At 65.9% G+C, this 16,756-nt stretch carries 16 protein-coding genes and 1 other RNA gene; all 17 read left to right on the forward strand.

The annotated features are described in order from the left end of the window. Nucleotides 1-28 precede the first annotated feature (28 nt). The 17 genes from OXH60_01570 (at nucleotide 29) to OXH60_01650 (ending at nucleotide 16,755) form a co-directional block, all read left to right on the forward strand. The gene (locus tag OXH60_01570) at nucleotides 29-220 is read left to right on the forward strand and encodes a DnaJ domain-containing protein (GenBank protein ID MDE0710807.1); all 192 of its coding nucleotides are present in this window, start codon (nucleotides 29-31) and stop codon (nucleotides 218-220) included. After that, complete coding sequence (locus OXH60_01575; GenBank protein ID MDE0710808.1) at nucleotides 217-1,014, forward strand: N-acetylmuramoyl-L-alanine amidase; 798 nt, start codon at nucleotides 217-219, stop codon at nucleotides 1,012-1,014. The genes OXH60_01570 and OXH60_01575 overlap by 4 nt, the downstream gene beginning before the upstream one ends. Nucleotides 1,015-1,108: 94 nt before the next feature. After that, nucleotides 1,109-1,473, forward strand: an RNA gene (gene rnpB, locus OXH60_01580) — RNase P RNA component class A. A 131-nt stretch (nucleotides 1,474-1,604) separates the two neighbouring features. Next, entirely contained in the window at nucleotides 1,605-2,195 is a 591-nt protein-coding gene (locus OXH60_01585; GenBank protein MDE0710809.1) for a hypothetical protein, read from the forward strand. A gap of 54 nt (nucleotides 2,196-2,249) precedes the next feature. Next, on the forward strand, nucleotides 2,250-3,188 hold the full coding sequence (rsmH, locus tag OXH60_01590; GenBank protein MDE0710810.1) for a 16S rRNA (cytosine(1402)-N(4))-methyltransferase RsmH: 939 nt from the start codon (nucleotides 2,250-2,252) through the stop codon (nucleotides 3,186-3,188). After that, a complete protein-coding gene (locus OXH60_01595) occupies nucleotides 3,188-3,520 on the forward strand; it encodes a cell division protein FtsL (GenBank protein ID MDE0710811.1) in 333 nt (110 codons plus the stop codon). The genes rsmH and OXH60_01595 overlap by 1 nt, the downstream gene beginning before the upstream one ends. Further along, nucleotides 3,517-5,193: a penicillin-binding protein 2 gene (locus OXH60_01600; GenBank protein MDE0710812.1), complete on the forward strand. Its 1,677-nt coding sequence runs from the start codon at nucleotides 3,517-3,519 to the stop codon at nucleotides 5,191-5,193. Before OXH60_01595 ends, OXH60_01600 begins: the two co-directional genes overlap by 4 nt. A gap of 63 nt (nucleotides 5,194-5,256) precedes the next feature. After that, on the forward strand, nucleotides 5,257-6,678 hold the full coding sequence (locus OXH60_01605; protein MDE0710813.1) for a UDP-N-acetylmuramoyl-L-alanyl-D-glutamate--2,6-diaminopimelate ligase: 1,422 nt from the start codon (nucleotides 5,257-5,259) through the stop codon (nucleotides 6,676-6,678). After that, entirely contained in the window at nucleotides 6,675-8,051 is a 1,377-nt protein-coding gene (locus OXH60_01610; GenBank protein ID MDE0710814.1) for a UDP-N-acetylmuramoyl-tripeptide--D-alanyl-D-alanine ligase, read from the forward strand. Before OXH60_01605 ends, OXH60_01610 begins: the two co-directional genes overlap by 4 nt. Next, entirely contained in the window at nucleotides 8,051-9,139 is a 1,089-nt protein-coding gene (gene mraY / locus OXH60_01615; GenBank protein MDE0710815.1) for a phospho-N-acetylmuramoyl-pentapeptide-transferase, read from the forward strand. The genes OXH60_01610 and mraY overlap by 1 nt, the downstream gene beginning before the upstream one ends. A gap of 5 nt (nucleotides 9,140-9,144) precedes the next feature. Further along, the gene (murD, locus tag OXH60_01620; protein ID MDE0710816.1) at nucleotides 9,145-10,500 is read left to right on the forward strand and encodes a UDP-N-acetylmuramoyl-L-alanine--D-glutamate ligase; all 1,356 of its coding nucleotides are present in this window, start codon (nucleotides 9,145-9,147) and stop codon (nucleotides 10,498-10,500) included. Nucleotides 10,501-10,517: 17 nt separating this feature from the next. Then, a complete protein-coding gene (locus OXH60_01625) occupies nucleotides 10,518-11,645 on the forward strand; it encodes a putative peptidoglycan glycosyltransferase FtsW (GenBank protein ID MDE0710817.1) in 1,128 nt (375 codons plus the stop codon). Further along, complete coding sequence (locus tag OXH60_01630) at nucleotides 11,642-12,736, forward strand: UDP-N-acetylglucosamine--N-acetylmuramyl-(pentapeptide) pyrophosphoryl-undecaprenol N-acetylglucosamine transferase (GenBank protein ID MDE0710818.1); 1,095 nt, start codon at nucleotides 11,642-11,644, stop codon at nucleotides 12,734-12,736. Before OXH60_01625 ends, OXH60_01630 begins: the two co-directional genes overlap by 4 nt. After that, the gene (gene murC, locus OXH60_01635; GenBank protein ID MDE0710819.1) at nucleotides 12,733-14,175 is read left to right on the forward strand and encodes a UDP-N-acetylmuramate--L-alanine ligase; all 1,443 of its coding nucleotides are present in this window, start codon (nucleotides 12,733-12,735) and stop codon (nucleotides 14,173-14,175) included. The genes OXH60_01630 and murC overlap by 4 nt, the downstream gene beginning before the upstream one ends. Continuing rightward, nucleotides 14,172-15,089 (forward strand): UDP-N-acetylmuramate dehydrogenase, encoded by a 918-nt coding sequence (gene murB, locus OXH60_01640; GenBank protein MDE0710820.1) that lies wholly within the window; start codon nucleotides 14,172-14,174, stop codon nucleotides 15,087-15,089. The genes murC and murB overlap by 4 nt, the downstream gene beginning before the upstream one ends. Beyond that, nucleotides 15,086-16,003, forward strand: coding sequence for a D-alanine--D-alanine ligase (locus OXH60_01645; GenBank protein MDE0710821.1), 918 nt, complete (start codon nucleotides 15,086-15,088; stop codon nucleotides 16,001-16,003). Before murB ends, OXH60_01645 begins: the two co-directional genes overlap by 4 nt. Further along, on the forward strand, nucleotides 15,991-16,755 hold the full coding sequence (locus tag OXH60_01650) for a cell division protein FtsQ/DivIB (protein MDE0710822.1): 765 nt from the start codon (nucleotides 15,991-15,993) through the stop codon (nucleotides 16,753-16,755). Before OXH60_01645 ends, OXH60_01650 begins: the two co-directional genes overlap by 13 nt. Nucleotide 16,756: the final 1 nt, after the last annotated feature.

Genomic DNA, 16,756 nt, shown 5'->3' on the forward strand with positions numbered 1-16,756 from the left:
GGCTGCCACCGATGCTTCGAACTACGAGGTGCTGGGAATCGCGCCGACGGCGTCCGATGATGAGATCAAGACAGCGCACCGGAGCCTGGTCCGAAAGTTCCATCCCGACCATCTGGTGTCCAAGGGATTGCCAGACGAGCTGATTGAGCACGCAACCGAACGACTCGCCGCCATCAATAGCGCCTACGAAGCGATCATGAAGAGTCGGCCGCGCCAATGAACCGCGCGATTCGAGAGGTCCTGTCTCCGAATTACAACGCCCGCCCGGCTAGCGCCGACATTGAGCTCGTGGTGGTTCATTTCACGGGAATGGAAACAGCCGATGCCGCCCTGCGCGAACTCACCCAGTTGGGCTCCGGCGTCAGCGCCCACTGGATGATCGACGAGGACGGAACCATCTACCGCTTGGTTCCCGAGGAGCGCCGCGCCTGGCACGCCGGCCTGGGATCCTGGCACCACTGGCACGATGTGAACGCGGTCTCGATCGGGATCGAACTGGTGAACCCTGGGCACGATCACGGCTATCGGCCGTTCCCGGACCTGCAGGTCGAAGCGTTGGAGGACCTGCTGGCCGACACGTTCAAATGCCACGGACTGCGTCCCTGCGACCTCATCGGACATTCGGATGTGGCGCCGGAACGCAAGCAGGACCCGGGTGAGTTGTTTCCGTGGGAACGACTGGCGCGAGCCGGCTTCAGCATCTGGCCGGACGAGGTGTCGGAGTATCCGGACGGCGGGCTCGGTGTGATGGATGACGCCGAGGACTTCATCGGCGACGAGGAAAGTCGGACCGAATTCGGCTTGGATTCCATTAGCCTGCGCGAGAGCGTCTCGGAACTCCAGGAGAATCTCCGGGCCATCGGATACGGGATCGAAACCAACGGGGTGTTTGGTGCTCAGACGGAGGCTGTCGTGGCTGCCTTCCAGCGGCGGTTCCGACCCGGCACGGTGGACGGATACGCGGATTCCGAGACGCGTGCGCTGATTCAGGCGGTCGCCCAGATAACCCGCTAGCGCAGTTCGCGCAGCCGCGGTCGCGAAGCCACTGTCCGGCCAACTGCGCCGGAGGGCCTTGACCTGGCCCACCCGATCCCATTGAATCCCGAGGCCAGACGGCTGGATGACTGCTCCCGGGGTTTCCGGGGGAGGAAAGTCCGGGCTCCACGGAAACACGGTGCCGGGTAACGCCCGGCGGAGGCGACTCCAGGGATAGTGCCGCAGAAAACAAACCGCCGGCGCGAACTCGCGGCGGCAAGGGTGAAACGGTGCGGTAAGAGCGCACCGCGTCTTCGGCGACGGAGACGGCACGGTAAACCCCACCGGGAGCAAGACCGAATAGGGACGGCGTGGCCCGTGATCGGGCCGATGGTGTTTCCGCCTCCGTCCGGGCCGGTCGCGTGAGGCGCGCGGTAACGCATGCCCCAGATGAATGGTCATCCTTGACAGAACCCGGCTTACAGGCTGTCTGGCCCCACTCGTTCCTCGGGAGAACCTGCCACGATTCCACGCTCCAGCGGGCTATCATAGAACAAAAGAGGATCATCTAAGCACTTGTCGAATCGTTGATTATCGTTGACGTGGCCCACGAATAGGCGTAAAATCCCATGTTCACCCATATGGGGTGGACAGCGCTGCTGGGTCGTCGTGTGGAGGGTCGAGCGATGCAGGAGGTGGGTAACCGCGCCTTCTTCGCCGGCACGTTTACGCACCGGATTGACAAGAAGGGGCGGATCAGTATTCCGGCGCGTTGGCGCTCGGAGTTCCGGTCGGAAGAGTCTCCCCATCTGTTCGTCGCGTCGACGGCGAGCGGTGACGCGGCCTGCGCCATCGAATGTGTGATGCAGTCGGACCTGCGCCGTCGCAACTCCGAGCAGGCTGACCGCACCGAGCTTTCCCAGCGGCAGCGCGGATTGCTGGGACTCCACCACTTCCACGCATATACCGCGCAGCTGATTGATCCCGAAGGCCGTGTTCAGTTGCCCGCCGAAGCGCTGATTGCGGCCGATCTGGCCCTTGACGATTCGGACGAGGGCAGCACCAAGACACGCAGCTACACCGTGCGGTCGCCGACGGCCGTCCTGATGGGCGCAGGCGACCGGTTCTACATCCTCCACCCGGACCAGGTCGGACCGTTCTTGGCCGAGGCGTCGGCCGAAGCCGAAGCTGCCGACCACAACTCCAGGTCCGGGCTCTAGAAACGCCGGCACGTGGGCACTCGCCTTTCCTCCCTCCAACATGGCATCCCAACCATGGCCCACGTGCCGGTTCTCCTTGCAGAGATCGTCACGCAGCTGCAACCGGTCGACGACGCGCTCTACGTTGACGCCACATTCGGCCGCGGCGGCGTGGCGAGGGCGCTGCTTGAGACGGCAGACTGCCGCGTGATCGCCATCGACCGCGATCCGGCCGCGCAGCCGGCCGCCGCCTCGCTGGCGGAGCAGTTCGCCAGCAGGTTCCAGTTTGTGCAGGCGTGTTTCGGAGGCGTGGATCAGGTTCTGGCCTCGCTCGACGTGGAGCATGTTAACGGCGGGATCATCTTCGACTTGGGCGTATCGTCTCCGCAGCTTGACGATGCCGAGCGCGGGTTCTCGTTTCGACGGGACGGGCCGCTCGACATGCGAATGGGCGGTTGCGGGCAGACGGCCGCCGACATCGTCAACGCAATGGACGAACCGGCGCTTGCCGAGATTCTGCGGACGTTTGGCGAAGAACGCCACTCCCGCCGGATCGCGCGCGCGATCGTGGCCGACCGGCCGTTTGCCCGCACGGTCGAGCTGGCGGACGTGGTGCGCTCGGCGGTTCCGGGCCGGCAGGAAACGATCGACCCTGCGACGCGCACCTTTCAGGCCCTCCGAATCGCCGTCAACGATGAACTCGGTGAACTGCGTGCGGCACTGCACAGTGCGGAGCAGCTACTGATCGAAGGCGCCATCTTGGCGGTGGTCGCATTTCACTCGCTGGAGGATCGGCTGGTCAAACGCTTCATGGTGGAACGGTCGAACCGCGCTCCCCGAGCGCACCGTCACAGTCCTCCCGCCGGTACGCCGTTCGAGCCGACATTCCGGTTGTCGCGGACGCGCGCGATTCGGCCAAGCCAGGCGGAACTGCATCGCAATCCGCGGGCCAGGTCGGCGCGGCTGCGGACCGCGGTCAGGACCGCGGCTCCGGTCCTCACGGCAGTTGCCTGATGCTGGTGTGGGCCCTCCGAGTAGGCCGGCTGATGGGCTTCTGGCTGTGCTTGTCGATGGTCTCGGTCATGGTGCTCGGCGGCAGCACCATCTGGCTTCGCCATCAGCTTCGAGCCGGGGAGGCCCAGCTCGAAGCCCTACATGCCAAAGAGGAAGAACTCCGTGCCGGGATGGATCGTTTGGCCATGGAATGGTCACGTCTGAACCAGCCGGAGCAGCTGGCCGATTTGGCCCAACGTCATCTTGATCTCCGACCGATTTCAATCAGCCCGCCGGCTCGACTCGTCGAGGTGATGTCGCAGGGCGTATCGCCCGGGAGGACAGGGCAGTGAGCCGGCGCTGGCGAAAGTACCGTCGCGAACCCGTCGTCAGCCTCTGGCAGAGCGGACGAAGCCGCTCGGAGCGAACGGGAGAACGGCTGCGCGCCGGCATGACGATGATTGCGATTGCCTTCGTCGTCGTTGGCCTCCGCCTCGGTGAGGTTGCGCTGTCCGGCGAGACCGATGCCGGGACGCTGCACCCAGCAGAGGAAGCTCCATTCCGGGGCGAGGTCTTTGACCGGCACGGAACGATGCTGGCCACCACGGTCTTGGTCCCGTCGATCTGGGTCAATCCTTCTGACGTCAGAGACCCTGCTGCCCTTGCCGAGGAACTAACGGCGGTGTTTCCCGAACTCGATCAGGCTGACTTGGCGCGACGGTTGGCGGCTGACAAGCGTCGCAACCGCCAGTTCCTGTGGATTCGGCGCCACGCGCCTCCTTCGCGAGCCGAAGCTGCCATGCGCATCGGTTCGCCCGGCCTGTACATCCAAGAGGAAAGGCGTCGCGTCTATCCGCAGGGTCGGCTGACATCCCACGTGGTCGGCTATGTCAACATTGACGGTGATCCCCAGGCCGGCATCGAGCGCGTCGGTGACCGATCCATTCGGAAAGGCCCGCTTCAACTGACGCTCGACGTCGGGGTTCAGAATGTCCTGCGAAACCGCCTGCAGGCCGCGATGGAAAAATTCCAGGCGGTGGCGGCGGCGGGAGTGGTGCTCGAAATTGATTCTGGCGATGTCCTCGCCCAGGTCTCGCTCCCGGATTTCGACCCGAATGATGTGCGAAACGTGGACGATTCGGGAATGCTGGATCTCGGGACGCAAGGCGTCTTCGAGATGGGGTCGACTTTCAAGACGTTCACGGTTGCCGCGGCGCTGGATGCCGGCAAGGCAAGCGTCAACTCGAATTTTGATGCTACCGAGCCGATCAAGATTGGCCGCTACACCATCAACGACTATCACCCGGAGGAACGTTGGCTCCGGCTGTCCGAAGTATTCGTGCATTCGTCGAACATCGGGATGGTGCGGGTTGCCGAAGCATTGGGCGAGGAGCAGCATTGGGACTATCTGGGACGCTTGGGGCTCCTGAGCGACATTGATGGATCGGGGCTGCGGACTTCGCATCCGCGCCTACCCGATGCTTGGGGAAAGGTCCAGCGCGCGACTGTGTCGTACGGGCACGGCATTGCGGTGTCACCCATGCATCTGGCGGCCGCAGTCGCGGCGGTCGTCGGAGACGGACAGTACCGTGTTCCTCGACTGCTGCGGTCAGGGTCACATGAACCCTCCACTGCGGCGTTTCGTCCGTCGACGGTTCGGCAGATGCGCATGCTGCTGCGCCAGGTCGTGTTGCACGGAACTGCCGGATTGTCCGACGTCGGGAACTACGAAATCGGCGGCAAGACCGGAACCGCGCAGAAGGTGGTGGACGGAAGGTACCGGCGTGGCGCCCGGACAAACTCGTTTGTGGCGGCGTTTCCCATGAGTGCCCCGCGGTACGTCGTCGTGGTGCTGCTGGACGAGCCCAAGGCAGCTCCGGGCACCCACGGTTTTGCCACCGCAGGCTGGAACGTGGCCCCGCTTGCGGGTTCGGTGGTGGCCGGCGTAGCGCCGCTTCTTGGTGTGCCGCCCGTGCCGGTGGAACCGCCGGCGCGGGATGCGGTCACACAGGTGGCTTTACGCTAAGAGGCGGTGAGCATGCGGCTTGCCGAACTTGCGGCTCGGACGGGGCGGCCGCTTCCCGAGGGTATGCCTGACCCTGTTATCCGCGGGCTCAGCTCAGATTCTCGGTCACTCCACGCAGGGTACCTGTTTGCCGCTCTTCCAGGTGGCCAGATCGACGGCATCGAATTTCTGGAGGAAGCTGTGCATCGTGGGGCTGCCGCCGCGCTGGTCCCACCGGCCGCAGCTTCCCGGGCCAAAGCGCTCGGAATCACGGCAGTCGCCGATGTGGTGCCGCGCCGCCGTCTCGCCCGAATGGCTGCAGCTTTCTATGGCGCACAACCCGAAATGGTGGTCGCTGTCACCGGGACGAACGGGAAGACTTCGACGGCGCATTTCCTCGCGGAACTGTGGCGAGGGGCCGGATTGCAAGCTGCCGAGATCGGGACGCTTGGCGTCAGCGCGGGTTCCGGCACTGATCTCGCCTCGGCGGCATTGAACCTGACGACCCCGGACCCGGTGACGCTCCACGCTGAACTGGCATCACTGTCGGAGGCCGGCTTCAATCACGCAGTGCTCGAGGCCTCGTCCCATGGCCTTGATCAGCACCGACTGGACGGGGTGCGCATTGCGACGGGGATTCTGACTACTGTCGGCCGTGACCACCTCGACTACCACGGTACCGAGCACGCGTACCGGGCGGCGAAGCGGCGGCTCTTCGCCGAATTGGTGACTCCGGGCGGCACCGCAATCTTCAACTTGGCGAGTGTTGACCAGGACACCCTCGCCGCCGCCGAGCGTCGTGCTCTCAACGTGGTGACCTTTGGGCGGGGGGAAGAAGCCGACTGGCAACTCAAGGCAGTGACACCCGACGTCCAGGGTCAGGTCCTGCAACTGCTGACCCCGCGTGGAGAACGGATCGTGCCGTTTGGCCCGCTCGGTCAGTTCCAGGCCGAGAACGCGTTGGCTGCCGTAGTGGCAGCCGTCGAGTCTGACGTGCCCGTGGATGATGCCGTTAACGGATTGTCGTCCATGACCGCGCCAGCGGGTCGGCTCGAACGCATCGGGACCAAGGGCGGAGTCTCGGTGTTCGTCGATTACGCGCATACCCCCGACGCTCTGGCCGCTGCCCTCGACGCCCTGCGGCCCCACGTGCGCGGCGTGCTGCACGTCGTCTTCGGTTGTGGCGGGGATCGCGACTCGGGTAAACGCCGGTTGATGGGCGAGGTCGCTGCCCGGCACGCGGACCACGTAACCGTGACGGACGATAACCCGCGATCCGAAGATCCAGCGACGATTCGTGCCGAGGTGCTGCAGGGGGCGCCTGACGCGGCCGAGGTCGGCGACCGGTTCGAGGCCATCGGCGGTGTCCTCGGGTCGCTTCGGGACGGCGATGCACTCTTGGTTGCCGGGAAGGGGCACGAGACCACTCAGACCGTGCGTGGCGTTGCGACTCCCTTCGACGACCGCGCAGTCGTGCGGCGTTTGCTCGGGCGAGGTGGAGCTTGACCGCGCTGTGGGCAGCGGATGCAGCTGCCGTCGCCACCAGCGGCCGGACCGACGGATCATGGCGTGCATACGGCGTGTCGATCGACACCCGTCAGCTGGCGGTCGGCGACCTCTTCGTCGCCCTGCCGGGACGCAACACCGATGGCCACGCGTTTCTTGATGCCGCGTTTGCTGCCGGAGCGGCTGCCGCCCTCGTGCGGCCGCAGGATGTCCGCGACGACCGTTACCTTGAGGTCGACGATCCCCTGGAGGCGCTGCAGGCCTTGGGTCGCGCGGCGCGCCAGCGGACCGAATCAAAGGTGGTGGCGGTCACTGGGAGCGTCGGCAAGACCGGTACCAAGGAGCTGATCCGCGCCGCACTGGCCCCGTTGGGGTCGGTGCATGCCAGCGCATCGAGCCATAACAACGCGATCGGCGTCCCGTTGAGTCTGGCGCGGATGCCGGCCGCCACTTCGGCGGCTGTATTCGAGCTCGGCATGAACCGCGCGCGCGAAATCGCTTCGCTCGTCGACCTCGTGCGTCCGGATGTCGCCCTGGTGACGCGCATCGCACCCGCACATCTCGAGCACTTCGGAAGCCTGGACCGGATTGCTGAGGCCAAGGCGGAGATCTTCGAGGGGCTCAAGCAAGGTGGAATTGCCTTGATCCCTGCCGCCTCCCAGGGGTCGGAAGTGCTGCTTCGGGCGGCGCGGGCCAGCGGAGCGGCACGCATTGTCACCTTCGGCACAGGTGAGGATGCCGACGCGCGCCTGCTTGAAGTGACCCCGACGGACACTGGCTCAACGTTCCGCTGGGTGTTTGCCGGGGAGGTTCATCGCTGCCGGCTCCGGCTGTCGGGTGCCCATTGGGCGTTGAATGCCGTGGCCGCCGGTTGCGTGGCGAAGCTCCTGGGCGTGTCGCCTGCCGAGTCCGGTTCTCACATGGAAACGGTCGAACCGCTCGCCGGCCGCGGGCGTCGGCACGCCGTCCGCCTCGTGGACGGGGAAGCCTGGGTGATCGACGACAGCTACAACGCCAATCCTGCCTCTATGTGTGCCGCCCTGGCTGCACTGCGCAGCACGCCGGCGGCTGGCCGACGGCTGGCCGTCCTCGGTGAAATGAAAGAGTTGGGCCGGGCATCCGCAGAGCTCCACGCGGCTCTCGCACCTGCGCTCGAGGGCGTGGACCGGGTGTGGTGCGTCGGGCCCGAGATGGCGGCATTGCATCGAAAGCTTCCTGACAATGCCGCCGTCGACCTGCTGGTCGATGCCGAGACGGCGGCCGAGCGGGCTGCTTCCGAACTGCGCGCAGGGGACGTTCTGCTTGTCAAGGGCAGTCGGGCAAACGCACTCGAGACCGTGGTGGCGCGGGTCACCGGGTCGAAGGCGCACTGATGCTGTTCCATTTCCTGGTTCCGCTCGCCGAGTCCTTCGGCCCGCTCAACCTGTTCAGGTACCTCACCTTTAGAACAGGCGGCGCCATGGTGACCGCGATGCTGATCGCGTTCTGCATCGGCCCGATGCTGATACGACGGCTCGGAGCCATGCAGGGGGGCGGTCAGCCAATCCGCGACGACGGCCCCGACCGGCACTGGTTGACCAAGCAGGGAACGCCCACGATGGGTGGCCTCCTCATCCTGATCGCAGGACTCGGCGCAACGATCATCTGGGCGGATCCCGCCAATCCGTACATCTGGACGGTGATCCTTTCCGGTATGGGTTTCGGCCTGATCGGCCTGTTCGACGATATCCGGAAGGTTCGACGCCGCCTGACCGGAGGCATTTCGTCTTCAGTCAAGTTCCTGTTGCAGATCGCGGTCGCCCTGCCGACAGCCCTGGCCATCTTCTGGCTGGCCCCGGACTGGCTCGCCGGCCGCTTGGCCGTTCCGTTCGTCAAGGACTTCCTTCCCAACCTGGGACTGGCTTGGATTGCGCTGGCCGTCTTTGTCTCGGTGGGGACGTCCAACGCCGTAAACCTGACCGACGGCCTGGACGGATTGGCCATCGTGCCCATCATGATCGCTGCCGGTGCCTTCGGCCTGATTGCGTGGCTGATCGGCAACGCGTTCTTTGCGGACTATCTGCAGATCCACTACGTGCCGGGCGCGGGTGAACTCGCAGTACTCTGCGGCGCCTTGATTGGCTCAGGCCTTGGTTTCCTCTGGTACAACGCGCACCCGGCGCGCATTTTCATGGGCGACACCGGGTCGCTGGCAACCGGCGGGATGCTGGCCGCGATTGCGCTCATCACCCGCCACGAAATCGTCCTCGCCGTCATCGGCGGGCTGTTCGTGGCGGAGACCGTCTCGGTCATTCTGCAGGTGCTGTCATTCCGGCTGACCGGACGGCGCATCTTCCGAATGGCCCCGCTCCACCATCACTTCGAGCAGAAAGGGTGGCCGGAGGCCACGGTGGTAGTGCGTTTCTGGATCATTGCTGCGATCTGTGCGCTTGCCGGACTGGCCACGCTGAAGCTGCGGTGATGGCAATGGCGGAACCGCCCACCGGCATTCTGGGATTCGGCCGCACGGGGGCCAGCACGGCGCGCGCCCTCATGGCCTCGGGCCAGGCAGTCGTGGTGTGGGACGACCGCGCGGCCGGCCGTTCCGCCGCCGCCGCATCGGGATTTGCCGTAAGGGAACTGGCGCCACCCCTCGCCCGAATCGTGGCCAGTCCAGGTGTCATGCCCACGCACCCGCAACTGAGAGCGGCGGCGGCTGCGGGGATTCCGGTGTGCGGTGACATCGATGAGTTTTCGATTCGACTGGCACGGGATCCGGACGCACCGACGCTGACAATCGGGGTCACGGGTACCAACGGGAAATCCAGCGTGGTGGGCATGATCGACCACCTGCTGCGCGCAGCCGGTCGTACCTGTGCCGCGGGTGGCAACCTCGGGACACCCGTGCTCGATCTGCCGCGCCTGGCCGACGGAGTGTATGTCCTCGAGCTGTCCTCGTTCCAATTGGCCCGCTGTCGAGAATTTCGGCCGGACGTCGCGCTGCTGTTGAACCTCGGGACCGATCACCTGGACTGGCACGGGACCCGGCACGCCTACGTGGCGGCAAAGGAAAAGATCTTTCAAACGCAGCGTCCTGACGACATCGCTGTCGTCTGCATTGACGATGCGGATGGCCTGCGCATACGAAACCGGCTGGCCGACCGTCCCGATGCGCCACGGGTCGTCGCTGTTTCTGCGCACCAGCGCTGCAAAGGCGGTGTCTGGGTTGAGGATGGCGTGTTGCACGAGGATCTCGACGGTGGCCACCGCGCCATCGGATCCATGGAATCGCTGCTCCGGGTCGCCGGCAAGCACAACTGGCAGAACGCGGTTGCCGCGTGGGCGGCCGCGAGGTCGGTCGGAGCCGGGCCTGACGACCTGATGCCCGCCTTGGCGAATTTTCGGGGCCTGCCGCACCGAATGGAGCAGCTGGCGTCGGTCGCCGGCGTCTCCTTCATCAATGACAGCAAGGCGACCAATGTAGCGGCGGCGGCAGCGGCGCTGGCCTGCTTCGAGCAGGTCTGCTGGGTGGCCGGGGGCCGGGGGAAAAATGAAGAGCTCGACCCGCTGCTTCAGCTGGCACACCGGGTCGATGCCGGATTTTTCTTTGGCGAAGACGGGCCGGTCTTCGAAGCCGCATTTGCCGCCCGGGTCCCGGTCTTTCGGTTCGAGCACTTGGACGCGGCCGTGACATCCGCCTTCGCGAAGGCTCGGTGTGGGATGCCGCCGCAGCCGGTGCTCCTGTCACCGGCGTGTGCAAGCTACGACCAGTTTGTTGATTTCGAGGCGCGCGGGGAAGCTTTCCGCGATGTGGTCGAGGCGCTTGCAAGGTCCGAGCCATGATTTCCGGGAGCGAGATAGTGCGCGGTTGGTTCGTCCGTTGGGCGGGCAGCGTTGATCGCATCAACCTCGCGTTGCTCGTGGGGCTGGCTTGTGTCGGGGTTTTGGCCGTGATGACGGCAACCCACCTGGTCGCCATCCACCGGGGTCTGGACGAACTCCATTTCTTCAGCTGGCACGTGCGTGTGCTGGTTCCGACCCTTGCGGTCATGGTAGCCCTGTCGTTTCTGTCGCCCGTGGGGGTGTTTCGCTTTGCCGCCGGCGGGCTGGCCGTCGTGATGGTGCTGATGGTGCTGACGCTCATCTTCGGCGAGCCTGTCAATGGGGCCAAGCGATGGCTCCAAGTCGGCGGCCTGTCCCTGCAAGCCTCCGAACTGGCCAAACCCTTCTTCGCCGTCGTGACGGGATGGTTGCTGGCGCGGGGGCGCAATGCGTCGTTCGGGGTGTTGGTTCGCTCGCGACCGTCCTACCTGCTCCTACCGCTCGGCCTGCTGTTTGCCCTGTGGGCGCTGCTGGTCGCCCAGCCGGACTTTGGCATGACGATCATTTTCGGAATCGCCTGGTGCGGCCAGCTGTTCCTTGCAGGTCTGCGCCTTCGGCTGATGCTGCTGGTGGCCGTCGTGGGGGCTGGCTTCATCCGAATTGCCTACACGACCCTGCCGCACGTGGAAATGCGCATCGACCAATTCCTGAATCCGGAAGGGGAAGCCGGGTACCAGGTCGCCAAGGGACTGGAAGCCTACGGTCGAGGCGGCTTTCTCGGGCAGGGACCGGGCGAAGGAACGATCAAGGCGAGCATTCCGGACGCACACACCGATTTCATCTTTCCGGTCATCGCCGAGGAGTTTGGCGTAGCGGCCTGCTTCGCTGTACTGGCCCTGGTCGCTGGAATCACGTTCCGGGGGTTCAGCCGGCTTCGCGGGAGTCAGGACCTGTTCGCGATGCTGGCCGCCGGTGGTCTCCTGCTGCAGTTCGTCCTCCAGGCGCTGATCCACGTGGCGGTGACCCTGAACCTGGCTCCGACCACCGGCGTGACCATGCCCTTCATCTCCACGGGCGGCTCGTCGCTGCTTGCGGTCGGGATTTCGATGGGTCTGATGCTGGCGCTGACGCGGCGGCGGGTCGTGCCCATGGGCTGGCACCGATGAGTCGCGTGGCCATGCTCGCTGCCGGCGGTACCGGAGGTCATCTGTTTCCGGCCACCGCATTGGCTGAGGTGCTGCTGGAACGGGGCTGGCTGGCCCATCTGGTGACCGACCGGCGCGGCGCTCATCACATCAGGCACACCGAAGATGTTCCGTGCACGGTGCTGCCTGCCGCCGGCATTGCGGGGCGGGGGCTTTGGCCGCAGGTCGTCGCCGTGCCAGTCCTGGGGCTAGGTGCCGTTCGCGCCGTCAGCCTCTTCCGTCGCCGGCGGCCAGCCGTCGTCGTGGGATTTGGCGGCTACGCGTCGGTCCCGGCTGGCTTGGCGGCGCGGGTCCGGCAGGTCCCGTTGATCCTGCATGAAGCCAATGCGGTGCTGGGCCGGGCCAATCGACTCCTGGCGTCAACGGCGCATACCCTCGCGACGACGTTTCGCAGCGTTGCGCGGATTCCGCGCGGGTTGCAGCCGAAGCAAGTTGGTTTGCCGGTGCGTCCCGAGTTCGAACGCCTCGGTGCGACCGACTATGAGCCTCCTGGTCAGGGCAGCGAGGTGCGGCTCGTGGTGACCGGTGGGAGTCAGGGCGCGCGTGCCATGGGTGTTGTCGTGCCGGCGGCGTTGGCGGCCGCCGCCGCCGCGACCCGCGGCCGTTTCCGAGTCCTGCAGCAGGCGCGGAGGGAGACGGTTGACGCGGTCAGCACCGCCTACCGCGATGCCGGCATCCAGGCGACGGTGGTGCCGTTTATCGACGACATGGCAGGGGCCCTGCGTCAGGCGCACCTGGTCGTTGGACGCGCAGGGGCGGCCACGGTGACCGAAAATTCGGTGGCGGGTCGCCCCGCCATCTACATCCCCCTGCCGTCATCGATCGACGGGCACCAGGAAGCCAATGCGCGAGCCGCTGCCGCGACCGGGGCAGCGTGGATCGTGGACGAGGCTGACGGCGCCCCTGCCCTGGCAGGCCTGGTGACACGCTTGCTGGCCGACCCCGCTCGTTTGGCAGGGGCAGCCGCCAGCACGCAGTGCGTCGTGCCCTCTGGGGCCGCGGAAAGGCTCGCCGATCTCGTTGAGGGCGCCGCGCCGGGAGCGAACCGGTGAGCGGCTTTCCACTACCTCTCGGCGCGGTGCATTTTGTCGGAATCGGCGGCATCGGCATGAGCGGTATCGCGGAGGTGATGCACAATCTGGGCCACCGGGTGCGCGGCAGCGATCTGGCGGAAAACAGCAACGTCAGCCGGCTGCGCGAGCTCGGCATCGAAATCAACGTTGGGCATCACGCCCGCAATCTGGGTGACGCGTCGGTCGTGGTGGTGTCGTCCGCGCTGCCGGATGACAACCCTGAAGTGCAGGCGGCGAGGTCGGCCCGCATCCCGGTTGTCGGCCGCGCCGAGATGCTTGCCGAACTCATGCGCTTTCGGCCCTCCGTGGCCATCGGCGGCACGCACGGCAAGACGACGACCACCTCGCTTGTGGCGGCAGTTCTTCATGAGGCTGGACTGGACCCGACATTTGTCAACGGGGGAGTCGTCAACGCCCACGGAACGAACGCCCGGTTGGGCACCGGTGCCTGGACAGTCGTGGAGGCCGACGAGTCGGACGGCTCGATTGCCCGCTTGCCGGCGACCGTGGCCGTGGTCACCAACATCGACCGTGAACATCTCGACCATTACGGAACGTTTGAAGCGCTTCGAGACGCCTTCCGAGACTTCGTCAAACAGGTGCCGTTCTACGGGGTGGCCGTGCTTTGCGTGGATCATCCGGAGGTCCGCAGACTCGCCGCGGCGGTGACGGATCGCCGGATCGTGACCTACGGTTTCTCCGAACATGCAGATGTGCGGGCTACCAATGTCCGCGCCGACGTTGGCGGCATGCAGTTTGACGTGCTGCTGCGATCAGAGGCTTTCGGAAACCGCGGCAGTGGCCCCAGTCGCATCGAGGGAATGTGGCTCTCCATGCCGGGTCGACACAGCGTTCAGAATGCCTTGGGGGCGGTTGCAGTGGGGCGCACAATTGGTGTCGCTCCCGATGGCATCCGCAACGGCATCCGCAATTTTGGCGGGGTGCGTCGGCGGTATACCCGGGTAGGCGAAGCGCGCGGTGTGGTCGTCGTCGATGACTACGGCCATCACCCCGTAGAAATCCGTGCAGTTCTGTCCGCGGCCCGGGCGATCACGCAGGGGAATGTGGTAGCGGTCGTTCAGCCGCACCGGTATTCGCGGCTGAAATCGCTGTTTGACGACTTCTGCCAGGCCTTTGACGACGCCAGTGCGGTGATCGTTGCCGACGTATATCCGGCCGGCGAGCTTCCCATCGAGAACATCGACCGGGACGCTTTGGTCAGCGGCATCCGAGCGCACGGTCACCCTTGCGTGCACGCCCTGCCCGCGCCGTCAGCCCTTCCGGCGGTGTTGGCCCCCCTGGTGTCGGCTGGTGACACGGTGCTTTGTCTGGGCGCGGGCGACATCACCAACTGGGCGGCCGAGCTGCCGGTCGCGCTCGACGACGCGCTCGCCGGTGCCGGTAGGGCGGCATCGTGACCGCGTCGCTGGCGCAGCGCCTGCCGTCCGTTCGTGGCCGCCTGCGGTCCGGCGCCCTGTTGGCGAAGACCAGCTGGTTTCGCGTAGGCGGGGCTGCGGAGGCACTGTTCAGTCCGGCAGACCTCGAGGACCTCACCGAATTCCTGGCCGCGCTCGACCCGGATATCCCGGTGACGGTCGTGGGGCGCGCCTCAAACGTTCTGATCCGTGACGGTGGTGTCCCGGGAGTGGTCATTCGATTGGGCCGGGCCTTTGCCACTACGCGTGTGGAGGGGAAGATCGTGGAAGCGGGCGCAGCCACCGCCAGTGCGGACGTTGCGCGCGCAGCCCAGGCGGCGGGCATTGCCGGCTTCGGTTTCCTTGAGGGTATTCCGGGAAGCATCGGCGGCGCGTTGCGGATGAACGCAGGATGCCACGGGAAAGAGACGCGTCACGTCACGGTGGCCGCTCGCGCCGTCGATCGGGCTGGCCGCGTGCACGACCTGACGCTCGCTGATCTGGGTCTCCAGTACCGCCGCTGCGCAGTGCCTGCCGACTGGATCTTCGTGTCCGGGCGATTTGCCGGTGCCGACGGCGACCCGGCCGTGATCGCGACATGCATGCGGCAGTTCCGCGATCAGCGCGAACGTACGCAACCCATGCGCGTTGCCACCGGCGGCAGCACGTTCCGAAACCCACCGGACCTGAAGGCCTGGAAGCTGATCGAACGGGCCGGATGCCGGGGCCTTCGTCGGAACGGCGCAAGTGTTTCCGAGAAGCACGCGAACTTTCTTGTGAACGACGGGACCGCGAGCGCTGCCGACCTGGAAGCCCTTGCAGAGGATGTTCGTCGCCGGGTGCAGGCGCAAACCGGGATCCTGCTCGAGTGGGAGATTCACCGGATCGGCCGTCCGCTTGGAGGCTCCGTCGGATGATGGCCAGCAAGCGCGTGGTGGTGCTCCATGGCGGGACCTCGGACGAGCGGGAGATTTCGCTCCGCAGCGGCGCTGCCGTCGTCGACGCGCTGGATGCGAGCGGTCTGCAGGTCGACACCTTTGATCCGCGCTTCGGTGTGCAGGCGCTGGCGCGCGCTGTCGAGCCGTCAGGGACCATCGTATTCAACGCCCTTCACGGTGGTACGGGCGAGAACGGCTCCGTTCAGGGTCTGCTGGAGGTGATGGAGGTGCCCTACACGCATTCGGGGGTACGGGCCTCGGCGCTGGCGATGTACAAGCCTGCGTCACGTGACATCTTCGCTGCTCACGGACTGAACGTCGCCCACGGTCTCGTCGTCTGTCGAGACAAGCTGGCGGCGCGCGACCCGATGCCTAGGCCCTATGTGGTGAAGCCTCTGGCGGGCGGATCCAGCATCGGGGTCAAGATCCTGCGGGATGGAGACGCCCCACCGGAACCGTCGGCGGGGAGCGAACGCGACCCGGTCTTGGTGGAGGAGTACGTGCCGGGTCGCGAGATTACGGCGGCGGTTCTCGACGGACGACCGCTGTCGTTGCTCGAAATCCGCGCTCACGGATCATTCTACAGTTACGACAGCAAGTACAAATCCGACCGCACTGAATACCTCGAGCCGGACGATCTGCCTGACGATGTGCGGGAAGCGGTACTGCATGCTGCGCTGCGCGCCCATGAACTGCTGGGCTGTCGCGGAGTCACGCGGTCGGACTTCCGTCTCGACGATACGTCGGGTGGGTACCGCCTGGTCCTGCTGGAGGTCAACACCCAGCCAGGACTGACCCGGACGTCGCTAGTTCCAAAGCTTGCCCGACAAGCCGGGATGAGCTTCGAGGAGCTTTGCCGGTGGATGGTGGAGGACGCCTCATGTCCGCGATGAGGTGGCGTTGGCGCTGGGTGCTGATGGCGCCGGCCGTGGTCGGCGGAATGGCGGCCCTGTTGGTCTGGAGCGACGCGTTCGCGCGGCTGACGGCTGCTGCCAAGGACGTGAGCACAAGTGCCGGGCTGACAATTGCGGAGGTGTGGGTCGAGGGCCGCAGTCGGACTGAGCGAAACGCGCTCATCCGTGTACTCGCAGCTCCAGTGGGGCAGCCCAGTTTGTTCGTCGACGTTGATGCAATTGTCGAGGAGGTACGAGAACTCGACTGGGTTGCGGACGCCCAGGCACGGGTTCAGCTTCCGGGACGCCTGCAGGTGTCGTTGCAGGAGCGTACGGCGGTCGCGCTGTGGCAAACCGGTGGCACGCTGTACGCGATTGAAGCGTCAGGCCGTGTCATTGACGCCGTCCTGTTCCGGGACTTCCCGGAGCTGCCCCTGGTGGTTGGGGAAGGCGCCAACACGATGCTCGGCGATCTTGCGGACCTGTTTGCTGCTCAACCCGAGTTCGCCTCTCGGGTGGACGCGGCGATCCGGGTGTCACGGCGCCGCTGGACCCTGCAGATGGATACCGGGTTGTTGGTTCATCTACCAGAAACTGATCCGTCCGCCGCGATGGCCAAGCTGACGGGGTCGGTTGGCGGGATTGAGTCGCTCAGCCCCAGCGTCGGTGCGGTCGATCTGCGGATACCTCAGCGCATTGTGGTGCGGATGCGGGCTGACGCCGTGCCCCCTTCATTGCCGGACGGGGTCTGAT

Source organism: Rhodospirillales bacterium (genome assembly GCA_028824295.1).
Lineage (GTDB): Bacteria > Pseudomonadota > Alphaproteobacteria > TMED109 > TMED109 > VXPW01.